This window comes from Kribbella sp. CWNU-51 (assembly GCF_054073265.1).
This window is the reverse complement of record NZ_JBSXMZ010000024.1, coordinates 91,354-109,849: the sequence shown is the minus strand read 5'-3', so window position 1 is coordinate 109,849 and position 18,496 is coordinate 91,354. Positions and strand designations below refer to the sequence as shown.

Here is an 18,496-nt window from a genome sequence, read left to right as displayed (position 1 = left end):
TAGTTTGTCAGGGCCTGGACGTCAACAGCCTTAGGATCGGTAGTCGTGGAGAAGGTCGACGGACGCTTGGTGCGGGGTGATCAGACCCGCCGCGCGGTGCTGCGGCGGTCGGTCGACATCGCGTCGGTCGACGGGCTCGAGGGGCTGTCGATCGGGCGGCTCGCGACCGAGCTCGGAATCAGCAAGAGCGGCCTGTTCGCGCACTTCGGGTCGAAGGAGGAGTTGCAACTCGCGACGATCCGGGCCGCGCGCCGGATCTACGCCGACAACGTGGTGACGCCGGCGTTCGAGGTCGAGCCCGGGCTCGGGCGGGTCTGGGCGTTGAGCACGCACTGGCTGGAGTACTCGCAGCGCCGGGTGTTCCCGGGCGGGTGCTTCTTCCAGAAGGTCTCGCACGAGTACGCCGCCCGCGAAGGAGCGGTACACGATGCGCTCGCCGGCGTGCATCGCGAGTGGATGGATCTGATCGCGACCGCCATCGGTGAAGCGGTCGAGCGGGGTGAGTTGGCCGCAGATCCCAAGCTGTTGGCCTTCGATCTCAACGCGTACTACGAGGCTGCGAATCTCGCATCGATCCTGCTCAACGACGACACGACGTACGACCAGGCCCGTCAGGCCGTCCAGGCCCGGCTGGAGTCGGCGGCTGTCGCCGGTACGACGCTGCCCTGGTGACTCGGGAGATCCCGGCGCCGCCGGATCGGTGACGCGATGAGGACCAGTCCGGCGAGGGGTACGCCGGCGGTGGTGATCCAGAGTGCCGGGCCGAGACCGAGGGTTTGGCCGAGCGTTCCGCCGAGGAGTGCGCCGATCGGGATCGTTCCGTAGTTGACGAACGACGTTGTCGCAGCAAGGCGGCCGAGCAGTTCCGGTGGGCAGTAGGACTGCTGGAAGGTTGCTTTGACGACGTTGCCGCCGACAACGCCGAGGCTGACGCCGAACCCGTCGGCGAGGTAGAGCCAGGGGCTCACCGTGCTCAGCGGGATGAGCAGTGCGAGGGTCGGCAGGCCGAGTTCGCACAGCAGAAGCGCTCGGGCGGTGCCGAAGCGTGCGGCCAGGCGACGGCCGGCGAAGGCGCCTGCGACGCCACCGCTCGTGGCGGCGGCCACCAGGGCGCCGACCGTGCCGGCGGATAGGCTCGCTTCACGGACGAGGAAGACGGCGACGATCGCCTGATAGCCCATCAGCGCGAGATTCGAGACCGCGCCGAAGAGGGTGAGGGTACGCAGCCAGACGTCCTTCGCGACGTAGCCGATCCCCAGCTTGATCCCGATCCACAGGCCGGCTTGGCGGTCGAACGCCGGGGCTTGCTCCCGGTGCCGGATCGCTGACAGGCAGGCGAGTGCGACGAGGAAGGTGGCGGCGTCGATGAACAGCGCGTTCGCCGGGCCGGCGAGTTGGACCACCAGCCCGCCGCAGCCGAGTCCGGCGATCTGTGCGGCGGACGCGCTGCCGTGCAACTTCGTGTTGCCCTCCGCGTGATCGGCCGGGTCGATCAGCCTGGGCAGATAGGCGGTGTACGCGGTCTGGAAGAGGACTGTGGAAGCTCCAGCGAGGAGCGCCACGGCCAGCAGGAAGCGGATCGTCAACAGGTCGGCGAGCGCTGCGATCGGTACCGCGGCGAAGAGCGCGAGCGAGGCGATGGACGAGGCGAGCATGACCGGGCGACGGCGTACGCGGTCGACCCATGCGCCGGCCGGAAGCCCGATCAGCAGCCACGGCGCCCAGGCGGCCGCGGTCAGCAGGCCGACCTGGAAGGTAGTTGCCTGAAGCATCGAGATCGCGATCAGCGGCAGCGCCACCGACGAGGTCGCGCTGCCGAACCGGCTGATCGTCTCGCCGATCCAGAGCAGCCGGAAGTCCCGATGCCGCCGCAGCAGGCTCACGATCGGCGCGGGAACGACTGCAGCTGGACGATCACCCGTTCGGCGTTGTCGCCGGCGGGTTCCGCCCCGGTGTAGCGCTCGATGACGGCACCGATCTCCTCGTTGAGCCGGTGCAACTGCTCCGGGGTGAGGTGGAGATCGCGCCAGTCGGACAGTGCGGCCGCGTGCTGCCACTCGCCCGGCCAGTTCTCGTCGACGTACGCGCGGACGCGGTCGAAGTACCGTTCGACCAGGCCGCGCAGGTAGACGTCCAGCGCGCGGCTGGTCTCCGGATCGTCACGGAACTCGGCCGGATCGAGCACGGTCGGACCCGGGATCCGCCACCAGCGCTCGCGCTTGGTCCCGCGCTCGACGTCCTCCTCGAGATAGCCGTGCTCGGCGAGCAGCCGGAGGTGCCAGCTGATCGTCCCGGTGTTCTCGCCGAGTCGTGCCGCCAGCGTGGTCGCCGTGGCCGGCCCGTCGAGCTCGACCGCCTCCAGGATGCTCATCCGGAGTGGGTGTGCCAGTCCGCGCAGACTGCGCGCGTCGATCCGTCGCATGCTTGCAGAGTAATCTCTGCAGAGGAGTCTCTGCAAGCGATTTCGGTAACTGTCGGTGGCCGCCCGTAGCTTGTGGCGCATGCGGCCTCATGTGGTGGCTCAGCTGGCGGTCTCGCTGGACGGGGTGACGTCGGGATTCGACGTCGACCTCGCGCGGTTCTACGCGCTCGCGACCTTGTGGCAGGAGGACGTCACGCTGGTCGGCGCGGACACGATCCTCGCTCAGGAGACCGCCGTACGGGCTGCTCCCCGGCCGGGTCCGCGGGCGGATGGTCCGCTGCTCGCGGTCGTCGACAGCCGGGCGCGGGTCCGGGAGTGGGAGGCGCTACGGCAGCTCGGCTACTGGTCCGACGTCCTCGCCCTGTACGCCGACCAGACGCCCGCGCGACCGCCGGACGCGACGACCCGCGAGCTCGTCACCGGGTACGAGCAGGTCGACCTGGCCGAGGCGCTCGACGTCCTCGGCGACCGCGGAGTCCAGACGGTCCGCGTCGACTCCGACGGCGCGCTCGTCAACGCGCTGCTCGACCTCGACCTGCTCGACGAGCTCGCCCTCCTGGTGCATCCGGTGCTCGTCGGGATCGGCCGACCCTGGTGTGACACGCGCCGGCTGCCGCTGCGTCACGCCAACACCGAGGTCTTCGAAGGAGGCGTTGTCTGGCTTCGCTACTGCGTCTCGACGTGAAGACCGCTCTGGCGATTCACGCCCCTCAGGTGAGGTCGTCAGAGCGGCCGGCTTCGAGGCGTGACCACTGAGAGATGGGACGGCCGTCGGCGGTCAGCCCGCCGACCTCCCACTGTTGTGGCCAGCCGGCGGGGGAGTCTTCGTGTGCCTCCTGGCGTCCGTACACGGTGAGGTCCATCAGCGAGTAGCTGTTGTCCATCGCCTCGACGCCGCGGATGGTGGTCCACCAGGTCTCGAACACCCGGTCGTCGTCGCGGACGTAACACACGATGTGCATCATGTTGATCTTCCGCCCGACCAGGAGCTCGTTGAGGGAGTCGACGGCCGAGTACCACGGCATCGGCCAGCCCATGAAGTCGCGGTAGCGGACGCTTTCGGCGTACGGACCCTGACAGAAAACGGCGTACGTGATGTCGCGGGAGTGCAGGTAGGACAGTTCTCCGACGTCGCCGTTGCACCAGGTGCAGCCCTGGCACTGCTCGGCCGCGGGGTGGCCGTGGTGCCACATGAAGTAGTACGCGATGAGCTGCTTGCGCCCTTCGAAGGCGTCGAGCAGGGTGAGCGGTCCGTTGGGTCCGGTCAGCGTGAGGCCGGCTTCCACCTCAACCATGGGCAGTCGCCGCCGGGCCGCCGCGATCGCGTCGCCCTCGTGGGTGTGGGCCTTCTCGCGGATCCGCAGTGCGTCCACCTCTGCCTGGTAGGCGTCGCGATCGACGACCGGAGGCAGGGCGGCGGTTGTGCTGTCCTTCATGACTGGTCCCGTCGTTGCCTTGATGTACCTCTGGTTCCCAGTCAGCCCAGCAGTATGCACGCTCCGGTTGTTCACCGAACTGTCGGTAGCGGCCGCTACTGTGAGCAGTGATGAGGAAGCAGCATGAGTGGTACGACGAGCATGACGCCGAGCGATGGGTCGCCGAGCCGGTCAAGCGGCCGGGGCGGACCGCGTTCGCGCGTGATCGTGCGCGCGTACTGCACAGCGCGGCGTTGCGGCGGCTCGCGGCCAAGACGCAGGTCGTGACGGCCGGTAGCGACGACTTCGTCCGCAACCGGCTGACCCACAGCCTCGAGGTCGCGCAGATCGGCCGCGAGCTGGCCGCGACCATCGGGTGCGATCCGGACATCGTGGACGCGGCCTGTCTGTCCCACGACCTCGGTCATCCGCCGTTCGGGCACAACGGAGAGCGGGCGCTCGACCAGCTCGCCGCGGACATCGGCGGCTTCGAGGGCAACGCACAGACCCTGCGCCTGTTGACCCGGCTGGAGTCCAAGACGTTCGACGCAGACGGCCGCAGCGTCGGCCTCAACCTCAGCCGCGCCACCCTCGACGCCGCCACCAAGTACCCGTGGCCCCGGCGTCCGGGCGAGCGCAAGTTCGGAGTGTACGACGACGATCTCGCGGTCTTCACGTGGTTGCGCCAGGGCATCGGCGAGCGGCGCTGCCTGGAGGCGCAGGTGATGGACTTCGCCGACGACGTCGCCTACTCGGTGCACGACGTCGAGGACGGGATCGTTGCCCACCACATCGATCTCGCCGCGTTCGACGCCGACCGCGCGCCGTACTGGGAGATCGTCCGCCAGTTGTACTTGCCGGAGGCAACCGATGCCGAGCTGGACGAGGGCTGGCAGCGGCTGACGTCGCTGAACTACTGGCCGGGTGGTCCGTTCGACGACAGCCGGCGGGCGCTCGGTGGACTGAAGGATCTGACCAGCCAGCTGATCGGCCGCTTCGCGACCGCGGCCGAGCAGGCGACGCATGCGGTCTTCGGCCGGTCGCGGCTGATCCGCTACGAGGCTGATCTGGTGATCCCCGACGGTGTCCGCGTCGAGATCGGACTGCTCAAGGGCGTCGGGATATTCCACGTGCTCAACTCACCCGAACGCCAGGCCCGCCGGGCCTCCCAGCGTCAGTTGCTGACAGACCTCGTCGAAGTCCTGTGGAAGACGGCGCCGCTCCACTTGGACGCCGCCTTCCGAGCCGATTTCGCGGAGGCAGCCGACGACAACGCGCGCCTCCGCGTCATCGTCGACCAGGTCGCCTCCCTCACCGACCCGTCAGCCCAGGCCTGGCACACCCAACTAGTCCGCTGACCCACCCACCGCACCCGCAGCCCCTCCGACACATCTGCCCGACGGCGTTGTCGGACGCCGACATCCAGCTGCCCGACGTCGAGTCCCGGATCGCGCGTTGCAGCGCTCGACGTCTGCTCCGAGCCTCGCGCTCGTCGACCACGCCCATTCGCCGACGCCCGGGCGGTGACCACCACGTTGCCTTGCCCGTCGTCACCCCGAGGACCGGCCAAGTCATCCGCCCGATCTCCCGGACCGCATGGCACGTTCGGTACGTCGGCCTGTGCACCTGACCGCCCGCCGTACCCCAGTCGACCAAGAGCTGGGAGACCACGGCATCGTCACGGTCTCGCGGCGGTGTCAGCGGCCAGGTGCCCGGTCAGCCGTGGGATGTGGTTGTGGGGAAGGGCTTGGGCTCAGGGGTTGCGGCAACCGCGATCCACGACTCGCCTCCCGCACCCGGCTCCGCAGGCCCCCCGATCCCCGGCACGCCGGATCCCGGCACGTCGGATCCCGGCACGTCGGATCCCGGCACGTCGGATCCCGGCACGTCGGATCCCCGGCAGGCCGGATCCCCGGCAGGCCGGCTTCCCAAGACACTGGCATCCCGCGACTGCCGTCCCCATTTCAGGGGTTGCCCCCTCAGGTGGTGGGTTGCCTCCTGGTTATCCGAGGGGGCAACCCACCAGCTCGGGGGTCAACCCCTGGAATGATCAGGCGGTCAGCGCTCCCGAACGCTCACCTCGCATCATCAACGAGCACGTCCGGAGCCGGGAGGGCATGTCGACGATGCCGATGCCCTCCGGCCCAGGGCGTTGGGTGACTCGATCGTTGAGTCGTGGACCGCGGTTGCCGGGAATCCGGTCTCGCCAGCCCCAATCCACGACTCGCCCTCCGGCACCCCGGCACCCCGATCCTCGGGCCCCGTCGACCAGGCTCATCCGCCGACGCCCGTCACTCCGGGGAGCGTTCGGTACGCCGGCCCGGGCACCTGACCGCGGCCGTGTCAGCGGCCAGATGCTCGCCCTCCGGCACCCGGTACTCCGGCACCCCGATCCTCGGGCTCCGTCCACCACGCGCATCCGCCGACGCCCGTCACTCCGGGGAGCGTTCGGTACGCCGGCCCGGGCACCTGACCGCGACCGTGTCAGCGGCCAGGTGATCGCTGAGTCGTGGAATGTGGTTGTGGGGAAGGAGTTTGTGGCAACCGCGATCCACGACTCTCCTCCCGCACCCGGGTCCTCGGGTCCGGGATCCCGGACCCGCCGGATCCCCGGGCGCGCCGGATCCCGGGTACGTCGGATCCCCGGGCGCGCCGGATCCCGGGCACGCTGGCTTCGCAAGACGCTGGCATCCCGGCAGTGCCGTCGCCATTTCAGGGGCCAACCCCTCAGGTGGTGGGTTGCCTCCTGGTTATCCGAGGGGGCAACCCACCAGTTCCGGGGGCGACCCCCAAATGGTTCAGGTGGTCGGCGCTCTTGAACGCTCACCTCGGCTTCCCAGAGCGTGGGTGGCTCGGGTCGGTGAGTCGTGGAAAGGGGTTGTGGGGAAGGGGGTGTGGCGACCGTGGGTCACGACTCGAGGGTTAGCTGATTGTGGTGAAGGGGAGGGATAGGCCTAGGTGGGAGGGGATGGGCTTGTTCGTCAGGCGGATCTGGTTGAGTTCGGTGGAGGAGAGGGCGCGGCGGTAGACGCGGATCTCGTCGACTGTGCCTTGGAAGCGGTTGGCGCCGTCGACTCGCTGTCCGACCTGGATGCCTTGGACACCGAACTCCTTGCCCGCCGTGACCGACCCGGGCGGTGCGGTCGCCGAGCTCACGTCGACGCCATCGATCAGCAGCTTCAACTTCCCCTCGGCACGTTGCAGTACCACGTGGTGCCATTGGTCGTCGTTGTACGCCGACGTCGACTGCACGGTGATGTTGAAGCGGTCGACCGCGAGGAGCGCCCGGATCCGGTTGCTCTCCGGCTCGGCCCGCAACCAGACCTGAGGTGTCGTACCCGAACCGGTCCGATAGGCCCAGAGGATCGCGTGGGAGCCGGTGGTCGCGCCGTACTTGATCCAGGTCATCAGCGTGAAGTCGTCGGCGCCGAGGTCGATCGATCGGTCGAACGGGACCTCGACCCGATCGTCCACCCCGTCGAGCGCGAGCCCGGTCCCGAACTTGCCGGGGGCAACAGTCGCTCCACCCCGCACGTACGCCGGGTTGTGCGCCGGACCGGTGTCAGGTGTCAGCGGGCCGGGCGCGGGTGGTCCGGGAATGCCCGGGGGAGTCCCGTTCGGCGTCGCCAGGTAGGCCTCGTTGAACCGCGCGTACCGGATCGTCTCGTACGGGGTGGCGACGCCCGCCTCGTAGAGCAGGCCGGCCTGATCGCCGTCGAGCCGGACCAGGTCGGAGTACGCCGTCGGTCCCCAGTAGAAGACCTTGCCCTGCTGCCAGGTGCCCCAGGTCCGCGCCTCGTCGTACGACGAACGGACCGTCATCACCTCGCGCGCCGCCGGATGAGCCGGCGCGGAGAACAGGATCCTGTTGCGCCGATCGCCGTCATCGCGCGCACTGAAGCGAAGCAACGAGCCCTGGACGTCGGGCATCACGAGCTGCGGCAGCGTGCGGAACGGTGCGTCGAACGTGTCGCCGCCGTCACTGCTGATCGCGAAGGCACGGCTCCCTGGGTCGGTGCCGCGTTCGCGCGCCAGCGCGTAGATCCGGCCGTCGGTCAGCTCGATCACCGTGACCTCCTGCGCGATCACCTTCCCGTCGTCACGGGAGGTGGTCGCGCCGATGTGCCAGCTCTCGCCGGAGTCGTCGCTGTAGAGCAGGTGGGTGCCGTAGACGTGCTTGCCGACTCCGTCGTACGTCTCGAAGTTGGCGCCGACGATCAGCCGGCCGGCGTGGTTGCCGTGTTCGAGCTGGATGCCGTGCATCGGGCCGGTCGCGTACCAGAAGTTCCAGCTGGGCAGCTTCGCGTCGGTGAGTTCGTGCGGCGCCGTCCAGGTCGCCCCGGCGTCGTCGCTGGTCTGGACGTACGGGTCGCGGTCGCAGCCGTTGGTGCACGGCTCGGGACTGTTGTGCGTAGTAATGAGGACAATCCGACCAGTCCGATTGTCGACAATCGGCACGGGGTTGCCGTGCGTACTGCCGTTGCCGTCCGACACCACCTGGAGCGGTCCCCAGGTCTTGCCGCCGTCGGACGACCTGCGCAGGACGATGTCGATGTCGCCGTCGTCGCCGCAGTCCGCGACCCGGCCCTCGGCGAACGCGAGCACCAGGCCGTTGGCCGCGCGGACGATCGCCGGGATGCGGAAGCACGAGTAGCCGTCGGTCTTCTGCTGGAACAGCACGTTGTCTTCCACGAACGGCGCCGCGCCAGGCGCCGGAGGTTGAGCTGCGGCCGGGCCGGCGGCGATCGTCGGCTGGGCGGCGGTGGCCGGCGGGGCGGAGACGAGGGCTGTCAACACTGCACCGATGGCGAGGAGGGCGGCGGCCATGAGGCGGCCGGGAGTGCGGGCGGGCATGGGACTCCCAGAAGACATAGGACGTATGATGTCCTGCGTCACGGTAATGACTCGGCGACAGCGCGACAAGGCCTTGAGCACTAGAGTCGGAGGCATGACTGATGCAGACCAGCAGCCCATTGTCGTCGTCGGTGCGAGCCTCGCGGGTGCGACCGCGGCGGAGACGCTTCGAACCGAAGGGTGGAGCGGCGGCATCGTCCTGATCGGCAGCGAGACCTCACTGCCGTACGAGCGACCGCCGCTGTCCAAGGGGGTGCTGCTCGGCAAGGATCAGCCCGAAGTGGCCCAGCTGCACGACCAGCAGTGGTACGACGACAACAGCATCGAGCTGCGCCTCGGGAAGACCGTCACCGCGATCGACCCCAAGGCCCACTCCGTCACCGTGGACGACGGTTCGCAGGTGTCCTACGGCAAGCTGCTGATCGCGACGGGCAGCCGGGTCCGGCGGATCGACGTACCGGGTGCCGACCTTCCCGGCGTCCACTACCTGCGGACGGCCGAGGAAGCACAATCGCTGACCGACGCGTACGCCGCCAAGCCGCGGGTGGTCGTGGTCGGCGCGGGCTGGATCGGGCTGGAGTCGGCGTCGGCCGCGCGCGAACGCGGGTGTGAGGTCACCGTCGTCGAACCGCAGTCGACCGCACTGGCCGCCGTACTCGGGGAAGAGATCGGTGAGCTGTTCGCCGAGTTCCACCGGCAGCACGGGGTTCAGTTCCGGTTCGGCACCGGAGTCGAAGGGTTCGAGGGCACCGACAAGGTGACCGGGGTGCGGGTCACCGGCGGCGAGGTGATTCCGGCGGACCTGGTGGTCGTCGGCGTCGGCGTCCAGCCGAACATCGAACTCGCCGCGGACGCCGGCATCGAGGTCGCGACCCGGGAGAACGGCTCGGGCATCGTCACCGGTCCGGATCTGCGCACGTCGGCCGAGGACGTGTACGCCGCCGGCGACGTGGTGCGGTGGGATCACCCGCTGTTCGGGCGCCCGGTCCGGGTCGAGCACTGGCAGAACGCGAAGGACACCGCCAAGTCCGCCGCGAAGGCGATGCTCGGTCAGGACGTCGCGCACGACGCGATCCCGTTCTTCTTCACCGACCAGTTCGACCTCGGCATGGAGTATGCCGGCGACGTTCCGCGCGGGACGTCGTACCAGGTGGTGCTGCGCGGCGACCCGAAGTCCGGCGCCTATGTCGCGTTCTGGCTGGACGACGACCGGCACGTGCTGGCCGGAATGCACGTCAACACCTGGGGCGCGACCGACACCATCCAGGAGCTGATCCGCTCCGGCAAGCAGGTCGACCCGGCCCGCCTGGCCGACACCTCGGTCGAACTGTCCGAAGTCTAGAGCGGGTAGACGACGTACGCGAAGCGGGTGCTGTCCGGCGACCAGCTCGGCACGTTCATCGTGCCCTGGCCGCCGAACAGCGTCGCGAGCTCCCGGATCTCGCCGTCGGCGGTGAGCAGCCGGAGCCGTACGTCGTCGACGTCCGCCGGATGCCCTTCGGTTCCGTGCGGGAAGCTCACGTAGGCGATCGCCGACCCGTCCGGTGCCGGGTGCGGGAACCAGTTGACCCGCTCGTCGAACGTCAACTGCTCGGCCTCGCCGCCGCCGGCCGGGATCCGGAACAACTGCGCGTGCCCGGCTCGCTCGGAGTTGAAGTAGATCCACTTCCCGTCCGGGCTGTACTCCGACCCGTCGTCCGCGTGCTCGTCGTCGGTGACCTGTACGTCGTTCCCACCGGCGGCCGGAATCGTCCACACGTTGGTGATCCGGCGACCGTCGACGTGCTCCAACCCGATGTACGCCAGGGTGGTGCCGTCCGGCGAGACCCCGTGCAGGTAGTGGTGGTAGCCCGGTCCACGGTCGTTGGTCACGCGTCGAGGCGTGCCGTCGTCGAGCGAGACGGCGTACAGATGGCCATCGTCGGCCGACACATAGACCGTCCTGCCGTCCGGACTCACCACGTGATCGTTGTTGATCGCCGGCACCCCGCCGAGGTCGATCTCCTCGAGCCCGTCGCCGACCCGGAACAGCCGCCCGTCACCGTTGACCAGCAGGTCGCCGGAGGGCGTCCAGTTGGGCGCCTCGAACAGCACCGTGGACGAGCTGTACACCAGCCGGCTCTCGCCGGTGTCCACCTCCACGACGTAGAGCTCGGACAGTTGACCAGGACGAAGAGTTCGCGGCACGGCATCCAGGTTAAGTCCACCGCAGCGGCGTCGTAGACTCGCGGGGTGGCAGGCCGGATCAAGGACGAGGACATCGCGCTGGTGCGCGAGCGGGCCCGGATCGACGACATCGTCGGCTCGTACGTGACCTTGAAGAACGCCGGCGGTGGTTCGCTCAAGGGATTGTGCCCGTTCCACGACGAGAAGTCGCCGTCGTTCAACGTCACCCCCGCGCGCGGGTTCTTCTACTGCTTCGGCTGCCAAGAGGGCGGCGACGTCATCGACTTCATCCAGAAGATCGATCAGATCACCTTCCACGAGGCGGTCGAGACGCTGGCCGCGAAGGTCGGCATCCAGCTGCGGTACGACGAGTCCGGCGCGCCGCTGCAGCGTGGCCCGGGCAACCAGCGTCCGCGGCTTGTCGAAGCGCACAAGGTCGCCGCGGAGTACTACGTCGAGCAGCTCTTCGGTGCCGCCGACGCGTCGCTCGGCCGGCAGTTCCTGGACAAGCGCGGCTTCGACAAGGACGCCGCGGTCCACTTCGGCGTCGGGTTCGCGCCGCGTGGCGGTGAGGCGCTGACCAACCACCTGCGCGGCCGCGGCTTCACGAATGCCGAGCTGGTCGCGTCCGGTCTGTCCGCCGAGGGGCAGCGCGGACTGTACGACCGGTTTCGCGGCCGGCTGATGTGGCCGATCCGGGACGCGTCCGCGGACGTGATCGGGTTCGGCGCCCGCCGGCTGTTCGACGACGACCGGATCGAAGCGAAGTACCTGAACACCCCCGAGACCCCGATCTACAAGAAGTCCAAGGTCCTGTACGGCGTCGACGTCGCCCGCCGCGAGATCGCGAAGGGCCGGCAGGCCGTGGTCGTCGAGGGCTACACCGACGTGATGGCCTGTCACCTGGCCGGGGTGCAGACGGCGGTCGCCACCTGTGGGACGTCGTTCGGCGAGGATCACGCGCGGGTCCTGCGGCAACTGCTGCTCGACCACGACCAGTTCCGCGGCGAGGTGATCTTCACCTTCGACGGTGACGAGGCCGGCCAGCGGGCGGCGCTGAAGGCGTTCGCGGGCGACCAGGCGTTCGCGTCACAGACGTACGTCGCGGTCGAGCCGGACGGCCTGGACCCGTGCGATCTGCGGTTGCAGAAGGGCGATGCCGCGGTCCGTGAGCTGATCGGCCGGCGGGTCCCGCTGTACCGCTTCGTGCTCACCAACGTGCTGTCGAAGTACGACCTGGATCGTGCGGACACGCGGATCGACGCGCTGCGCGAGGCGGCCCGGCTGGTGATCAGCATCCGCGACCGGTCGAAGGTGGACGCCTTCACCCGCGAGCTGGCCGGGCAGCTCGGCATGGAGGTCGACCAGGTCCGCTCCGAGGTCTATCGGGCGGCATCCCGGCCGGCGCCCGCGGCCGCGCCATCCGGTGATCGCGGTCCGGTCGTCGTACAGACCGATACTCCGGCGCCTCCGCCGCGAGTGGACATCCCGTCGCCGCGGGACCAGCGGTTCGTGATCGAGTGGGACGCGCTGAAGATCGCGATGCAGCATCCGCTGCTGGTCGGCGTCGACTTCGACGAGCTCGACGACCACGACTTCACGCATCCCTGGCTGGCCGCGGTTCGTGCCGGCATGGCGAAGGCCGGTGGTCCGGCGGCCGCTCCTCCCGGTGAGGCGTGGGTGGTCGCCGTACGCGATGCCATCGGCAACGATCCGGCGTCCGCGGTGGTCAGCGCGCTGGCCGTGGATCCGTTGCGGCTGGGGCGTGAGCCCGACGAACAGTACGCGCAGGCTCTGCTCGCCCGGCTGCAGGAGCTGACGTGTGCGCGGCGGATCCAGGACCTGAAGTCCAAGCTCCAGCGGACGAATCCGATCGACCGCGCAGACGACTACAACAAGATGTTCGGCGAGCTGATCGCGCTCGAGGCGTATCGCGCCGACCTCCGCAAGAAGGCCATCTCCGGCGCGCTCTAATCCTCGCCGGCCAGGTGCGACACGAGCCGGGCGGCTTGCTCGGCGTACCCCGGTGCTCGAGGCGCTCACGTCGTACCAGCGGGACGTGACTCCGCACGGTCAGGCCGCGGTCACCGAATCGCTCGGGAACGCGCAACGCCTCTTCAGCGTGACCGTCTGAGCGGTGAAGGCCGGCTGAGAATCTGAGGGTTCGTGCCGCGGATCTGAGGGTTTCCCTCGGATGCGGCAAGGGTGGTGTGAGCGTATTAGTGGGAGTAACAGCAAACAGGGGAGGTTTCGCGATGAGCGAAGTAGTGGTCGACAGTTCGCAATCTGTCGAGGTGTTGGACGAAGGTACGTTGCTGCCGTTGGGCGAGTCGGCGGGGGTGCTGGCCGATGACCCGGCGCTCGACAGCGAGTTCGCCGAGCCGGTCGGCAACAGCGATGAGGTCACCTTGGAACCGGGCGAGGAGCCGGGTCAGGAGACTCGGCCCGACGATGCCGTGAAGTCGGCCGACGAGGTCGATCCGGACGGGGGGCAGTGAGATGGCGATCCGCACCGGGCAGGCCGCGATCGACTTCGCGAAGGGCCAAGTGACCAACCCGAGCCAGGATTGGTTCCGCCAGTGTCTGGTCTTCGTCCGGAAGTGCTTCAACGTCGGGCCGCTGTACGGGTCGGCCGAGAAGGGCTTCTTCGGGACCGACTTCAGGCACGGCACCACGGGTACGCCGCCGCTCGGTGTGCCCGTCTGGTGGACCAACGGAGGTGACGGGCACGTCGCCATCAGTACCGGCGACGGGAACTGCTTCAGCAACGACATCAAGCGGCACGGCAAGATCGACAAGGTCGCGATCTCGTTCATCACCCGCACCTGGGGACACCAGTACCGCGGCTGGAGCGAGGACGTGAACGGAGTCCGGATCTGGCGGCCGATGGCCCCGCAGTTGCCGGCCGTCGACCTCAGCAACGTCATCGACGCCGCCCGTCGTGACCAGTTCCGTCCGTCGGGACAGGGGTTGCACGAGCACGACGTGCTGATCGTGGAGAAGGCGCTGCGGCACCAGGGACTCAAGCCGCCCGAGTTCGTCGACGGCTACGCCGGCACCGAGTTCCGCAAGGCCTACGCCCTCTTCCAGAAGGCGACGGTCCCACCGCCGTTCGACGGGATCCCAGGCATGGAGAGCCTGACCAGGCTGGGCAAGCGCAACGGCTTCCGCGTCGTCCAGTGATCGCAGGGCGGACCGCCGGTGGGTGCAGTGAGCACCCGCCGGCGGTTCGTCGGTGTTGGGCTATTGCGCTGATTGGCGCGACAGAGTGCACTGCTTCCTACATTCATCGGGCCAGGGGAGGGACCGAAATCATGACCTTGTCGACGACGCCTGCGCATCGCCGAAAGGCGCGGCTCGCGGCCGTGTTCGCCGCGGTGCTCGGGCTGGCGACTGCCACCGTCACCGCAGTGCCGGGGGCTTCCGCCCAACCGGGGAACACCGACCGCGCCGCCGCGGCAGCGACCCAACCACATCCGAAATCCGATCAGGACCTCGGCGACGCCGACCGGTCGAGAATCGCCGCGGCGCAGGCCGCGGGCAAGAAGACCGTGACGTTGCTGGTCGCGGCCGAGCGCGACCGGTCGTCGGCCGCCGCGGATCAGCTCCGCGCTCTCGGGGGAGTGGTGCTGAAGTCCGACGCGGCCGTCGACTACCTCAAGGTGGAGATGCCCACCGGCAAGGCCGAGCAGGCCGCCAAGCTGAGCGCGGTCGAGGCAGTGGACGTCGACGGCCTGATTCCGATGGACGATCCACAGCCGCAGGGCGCCCAGCTGCCGATCCCGCAGACGCCGCCCAGTGCGAGTACGCCGCGGATCAATCCGTACCTGCCCACCGGCGACACCCAGGCCGCCCAATTCGCCCTGGCCAACCCGAAGTGGGACGGCCGCGGCACCAAGATCGCGATCCTGGACTCCGGGATCGACCTCGACGTACCTGCCTTGCAGAAGACGACGACGGGTCTGCCGAAGGTCGTCGACTGGTACAACGCGAACTCCCCGACCTCGGGTGACGCGACCTGGATCAGCACCACCGGACGCTTCACCGGTTCCTTCACATCCGGCGGCCGGACCTGGACCGCACCCGCGACCGGCGGGCCGTACGCCCTCGGTCTGCTCCGTGAGGCGGCTGGCGAGCTGGCCCAGGGCGAGCTCGGCGGCGACATCGACCGGGACGGCGTGACCGGCGAATCGATCGGCGTCCTGCAGGACCGCACCACCAAGCAGGTGTACGTCGACACCGACCAGGACGGCGACTTCACCGACCAGACCCCGATGATCGACTTCAAGGTGAAGCGGGACGAGGGCCACCTCGGCACCGACAACCCGGCGACCCCGGTCACGGAGAGCGTCCCGTTCGTCGTGGTGACCGACCGATCGGTGTACGACCCGGCCTCGGATGCGGGCTCGGTCGTCAACATCGGCATCGCCGGCGCGCAGCACGGCACCCACGTCGCCGGCATCACCTCCGCCAACGGCCTGTTCGGCGGCAAGATGAGCGGTGCGGCACCGGGCGCGCAACTGATGGCGGTCAAGGTCTGCCTGACCACCACCTCGTGCACCAGCAGCGGCCTGATCGACGGCGTGCTGTACGCCGCGAACAACGGCGCCGACGTCGTGAACATCTCGATCGGCGGTCTGCCGGGGCTCAACGACGGCAACAACGCGCGGGCACTGCTCTACAACCGCACGATCGACGAGTTCAACATGCAGATCTTCCTCTCGGCCGGCAACAGCGGCGCCGGGGCGAACTCGGTCGGCGATCCCGCCGTGGCCACCAACTCGATCGCCGTCGGGTCGTACATCACCCGGGCGACCTGGCTGGCGAATTACGGCTCCGACCCGCTGAACAGCAAGGGCCTGCACCCGTTCTCCTCGCGCGGTCCACGAGAGGACGGCGGCTTCAAGCCCGACGTCGTCGCGCCCGGCGCGGCGATCTCCACCACGCCGCTCTGGCAGCCCGGTGGTCCGGTGACCGGCACCTACACCTTGCCGCCCGGCTACTCGATGCTGAACGGCACCTCGATGGCCGCCCCGGAGACCACCGGCGCCGGTGCACTGCTGGTCAGTGCGTACAAGGCGACCTTCGGTGTCCGGCCGACCGCGGCCGCGCTGCGGAGTGCGATCCGGTCGAGCGCGTCGTACCTGCGTGGTGTCGGCGCGTACGAGCAGGGCGCGGGTCTGGTGCAGGTGAGCTCGGCCTGGAAGGAGCTTCGCGCCGGACAGCGGCCGAACACGATCGTCGCCAGCGTGCCGGTGAGCACGGTGCTCAGCGACCAGCTGGCCGCGCCGAACGTCGGTGTCGGCATTCACGATCGCGAAGGCGTCGTACGCGGGGTGAAGTACACCCGTACGTACACCCTGACCCGGACCAGCGGGTCGACCAAGACGGTGACGCACACCGTGCGGTGGACCGGCAACGACGGGACATTCAAGTCCGCGCACACGGTCAAGCTGCCGTTGAACGTGCCGGTCTCGTTCGCCGTACAGGTCAATCCGTCCCGCGCTGGCGCACACTCCGCGGTGCTGCGGTTCGACGACCCGAAGACACCCGGCGTCGATCTGATGACGATGAACGCGGTGTTCGTACCGACCGACCTCACGGCGGCCAACGCGTACACGTTCCAGGCGAGCGGCAAGGTCGGCCGGGACGCCACCCGCAGCTACTTCGTCCGGGTGCCGGTCGGCGCGAGCGCGCTCAAGGTGGACATGACCGGCGGCGGCGACCAGGCCGGGGCCGGGCAGATCCGGTTCATCCGGTACACCCCTCAGGGTCTGCCGCTGGACAGCAACGCCAGCACGAGCTGCTACGACCCGGACGCGGGTGCCGGCTGCGTCGGTGGAACGGCGCACAGCCGCACGATCGTGAACCCGGAGCCGGGTGTCTGGGAGCTCGTGATGGAGGCACGCCGTACCTCTGACGTGAAGGAGGCGCGGTTCGGCCTGACGGCGACGGTCCTCGGTACGGCGATCACGCCGAACCCGGACGTCGTGTCGTCCGCGACCATCGGTACGCCGCTGACCCGCAACTACACGGTCTCGAACCAGCTTGCTGGATTCACGGGCCGGCTCGTCGGTGGCGGAGCGCTGGCCAGTACGCAGACCCAGCGGCCGACGATCGGAAACCTGGCATCGCAGACGTTCGATGTCACGGTGCCGGCGGGCGTCACGTCGTACACGGTCCGGACCGGGAACGCGGCCGACCTGCGCGCGGACATCGACCTGCTCGTCTTCCGCTGCGCGCCGGCGTGCGTGCTGGTGGGAGCCAGTGGTGGGTCGACGGCTGTCGAGCAGGTGACGCTCACCAACCCGGTGGCGGCGCTGTACCGGATCGAGGTCGACGGGTTCTCGGTGCCGAGCGGCAGTACGGCGTACGACCTCGTCGACTCGTATGTGCAGCCGGCCCTCGGCTCGCTGACGAGCAACGACGTCGACGCCAGCCACCCATCCGGCTCGTCCTGGTCGCCGACCGCGACCCTGATCGTCGGCGCGGAGCCGGGCGCCGGGCGGAAGCTCACCGGAACCCTGTCCGTCCAAACCGACGCCGGCGTCACCGTCGGCAGCGGCTCTCTGATCGTCGACACAGTCACTCAGCCGTAGCGACAGCTGCGAGCCGCCCCCGGGGGTCAGCCCACCGGGGGCGGTTCGGCCAGCGCTGCGCGGGCCTCGAGTGCGTCGATCGCGGCCAGCGACTTGCGGTACCACTTCACGCTGCGCTGGAAGACCGACTGGAAGAGATTGCAGAACACCGAGAACCGGAAGTCCCACTCACAGAGCTCCCAGCTGTAGTCGTCGACACCCGCACCGCGCAGGCCTTCCCAGTAGCGCCGCAGCAGGACCCGATCCCGTGCCAGCCGGTCGTCGGCGGGCACCACGGTGAGGCAGTACGCGAGATCATGCGGCCCGAGGCCCGGCTTCGCCTCCGACCAGTCGATCACCTTCGGGCGTACGTCGTTCGGCGCGAAGAAGACGTTGCCGAGGAAGTGGAAGTCGCCGTGGATCAGCGTGATCGCGCGGCCGTCGGCCACCCGCGCGTGGAACTGCCGCACCCAGGCGTCGAGAACCTCGTCGAGCCGTGAGTGGTCGGCGGCGCCGAGCTCATTGGTCGAGGCAAAGAAGCTCGTAGCTTCGGCCCGCACGGCTGCCGCATGCTGCGTGATCACCTCGGGCGGCCAGGCCTGCGCCACACTGGTCGCGGACGGCTCGGGATGCGCGGCGTCGAGCACGTCGAAGGGGACGTCGTTCCAGAATCGCGCGTGCAGATCGACCAGCGCTTCGATCGTGCCGCGCAGTTGCGCCTCTGACACGGTCACGCCTGGCAGGCGATAGCCGGCCGCGGTCAGGTCCTCGCTCAGCAGCAGGATGCGTCCACCCTCGCCGGCGTCATTGACGCCTACCAGTTGAGGTGCTGGATGATCCCAGCGCGGCGCGAGTTGCTCGAAGAACCGGACCTCGCGACGGGCTCCGACCGCACCGGCACCGGTCGCGTGCTTACCGATCACGCTGAGGTCCGGGCGGTCCGCGAACCGGAGGCGCAGCCGGGCAACCTCGGCCGACGACGCCGTGAACGTCTCGACCACGTCGACGCCGACCACCGGAACACCCAGTGCCTGGCTCACTTCGGCTACCGAGAACGTCAT

General features: G+C 69.1%; 14 protein-coding genes. 8 read left to right on the top strand and 6 right to left on the bottom strand.

The window, feature by feature from the left end:
* The first annotated feature begins 45 nt into the window (after positions 1-45).
* On the top strand, positions 46-672 hold the full coding sequence (locus tag ACXC9Q_RS26065) for a TetR/AcrR family transcriptional regulator (protein WP_457059278.1): 627 nt from the start codon (positions 46-48) through the stop codon (positions 670-672).
* On the opposite strand, the gene ACXC9Q_RS26060 is transcribed toward ACXC9Q_RS26065, so the two are convergent.
* Positions 612-1,886, bottom strand: a complete 1,275-nt coding sequence (locus ACXC9Q_RS26060) for an MFS transporter (protein WP_457059351.1) — start codon at positions 1,884-1,886, stop codon at positions 612-614. The two genes, ACXC9Q_RS26065 and ACXC9Q_RS26060, sit on opposite strands and share 61 nt — an antisense overlap.
* Entirely contained in the window at positions 1,880-2,422 is a 543-nt protein-coding gene (locus ACXC9Q_RS26055; protein WP_457059277.1) for a helix-turn-helix domain-containing protein, read from the bottom strand. The genes ACXC9Q_RS26060 and ACXC9Q_RS26055 overlap by 7 nt, the downstream gene beginning before the upstream one ends.
* Before the next feature lie 79 nt (positions 2,423-2,501).
* On the opposite strand from ACXC9Q_RS26055, the gene ACXC9Q_RS26050 reads away from it, so the two are divergent.
* Positions 2,502-3,107: a dihydrofolate reductase family protein gene (locus tag ACXC9Q_RS26050; protein WP_457059276.1), complete on the top strand. Its 606-nt coding sequence runs from the start codon at positions 2,502-2,504 to the stop codon at positions 3,105-3,107.
* A gap of 25 nt (positions 3,108-3,132) precedes the next feature.
* On the opposite strand, the gene ACXC9Q_RS26045 is transcribed toward ACXC9Q_RS26050, so the two are convergent.
* Positions 3,133-3,858, bottom strand: coding sequence for a DUF899 family protein (locus ACXC9Q_RS26045; RefSeq protein ID WP_457059275.1), 726 nt, complete (start codon positions 3,856-3,858; stop codon positions 3,133-3,135).
* Positions 3,859-3,968: 110 nt separating this feature from the next.
* On the opposite strand from ACXC9Q_RS26045, the gene ACXC9Q_RS26040 reads away from it, so the two are divergent.
* Positions 3,969-5,195 carry a deoxyguanosinetriphosphate triphosphohydrolase gene (locus ACXC9Q_RS26040; RefSeq protein WP_457059274.1) on the top strand — a complete coding sequence of 409 codons (1,227 nt, stop codon included), beginning with the start codon at positions 3,969-3,971 and terminating at the stop codon, positions 5,193-5,195.
* Positions 5,196-6,759: 1,564 nt separating this feature from the next.
* Here the strand turns inward: ACXC9Q_RS26040 and ACXC9Q_RS26035 are convergent.
* Positions 6,760-8,691, bottom strand: coding sequence for an exo-alpha-sialidase (locus ACXC9Q_RS26035; protein ID WP_457059273.1), 1,932 nt, complete (start codon positions 8,689-8,691; stop codon positions 6,760-6,762).
* 94 nt (positions 8,692-8,785) lie between these two features.
* On the opposite strand from ACXC9Q_RS26035, the gene ACXC9Q_RS26030 reads away from it, so the two are divergent.
* Positions 8,786-10,033: an NAD(P)/FAD-dependent oxidoreductase gene (locus tag ACXC9Q_RS26030; protein ID WP_457059272.1), complete on the top strand. Its 1,248-nt coding sequence runs from the start codon at positions 8,786-8,788 to the stop codon at positions 10,031-10,033.
* Here the strand turns inward: ACXC9Q_RS26030 and ACXC9Q_RS26025 are convergent.
* The gene (locus ACXC9Q_RS26025; protein ID WP_457059271.1) at positions 10,030-10,878 is read right to left on the bottom strand and encodes a TolB family protein; all 849 of its coding nucleotides are present in this window, start codon (positions 10,876-10,878) and stop codon (positions 10,030-10,032) included. The two genes, ACXC9Q_RS26030 and ACXC9Q_RS26025, sit on opposite strands and share 4 nt — an antisense overlap.
* 45 nt (positions 10,879-10,923) lie before the next feature.
* Here ACXC9Q_RS26025 and dnaG point away from each other — a divergent pair, with 45 nt between their 5' ends.
* From dnaG to ACXC9Q_RS26005, 4 genes are all read left to right on the top strand, one after another.
* Positions 10,924-12,831 (top strand): DNA primase, encoded by a 1,908-nt coding sequence (gene dnaG / locus ACXC9Q_RS26020; RefSeq protein WP_457059270.1) that lies wholly within the window; start codon positions 10,924-10,926, stop codon positions 12,829-12,831.
* A gap of 281 nt (positions 12,832-13,112) precedes the next feature.
* Complete coding sequence (locus tag ACXC9Q_RS26015) at positions 13,113-13,355, top strand: hypothetical protein (protein WP_457059269.1); 243 nt, start codon at positions 13,113-13,115, stop codon at positions 13,353-13,355.
* A 1-nt stretch (position 13,356) separates the two neighbouring features.
* Positions 13,357-14,040, top strand: coding sequence for a peptidoglycan-binding domain-containing protein (locus ACXC9Q_RS26010; protein WP_457059268.1), 684 nt, complete (start codon positions 13,357-13,359; stop codon positions 14,038-14,040).
* A 131-nt stretch (positions 14,041-14,171) separates the two neighbouring features.
* Positions 14,172-17,456 carry a S8 family serine peptidase gene (locus ACXC9Q_RS26005; protein ID WP_457059267.1) on the top strand — a complete coding sequence of 1,095 codons (3,285 nt, stop codon included), beginning with the start codon at positions 14,172-14,174 and terminating at the stop codon, positions 17,454-17,456.
* 26 nt (positions 17,457-17,482) lie between these two features.
* On the opposite strand, the gene ACXC9Q_RS26000 is transcribed toward ACXC9Q_RS26005, so the two are convergent.
* Positions 17,483-18,496 (bottom strand): phosphotransferase family protein, encoded by a 1,014-nt coding sequence (locus ACXC9Q_RS26000; RefSeq protein ID WP_457059266.1) that lies wholly within the window; start codon positions 18,494-18,496, stop codon positions 17,483-17,485.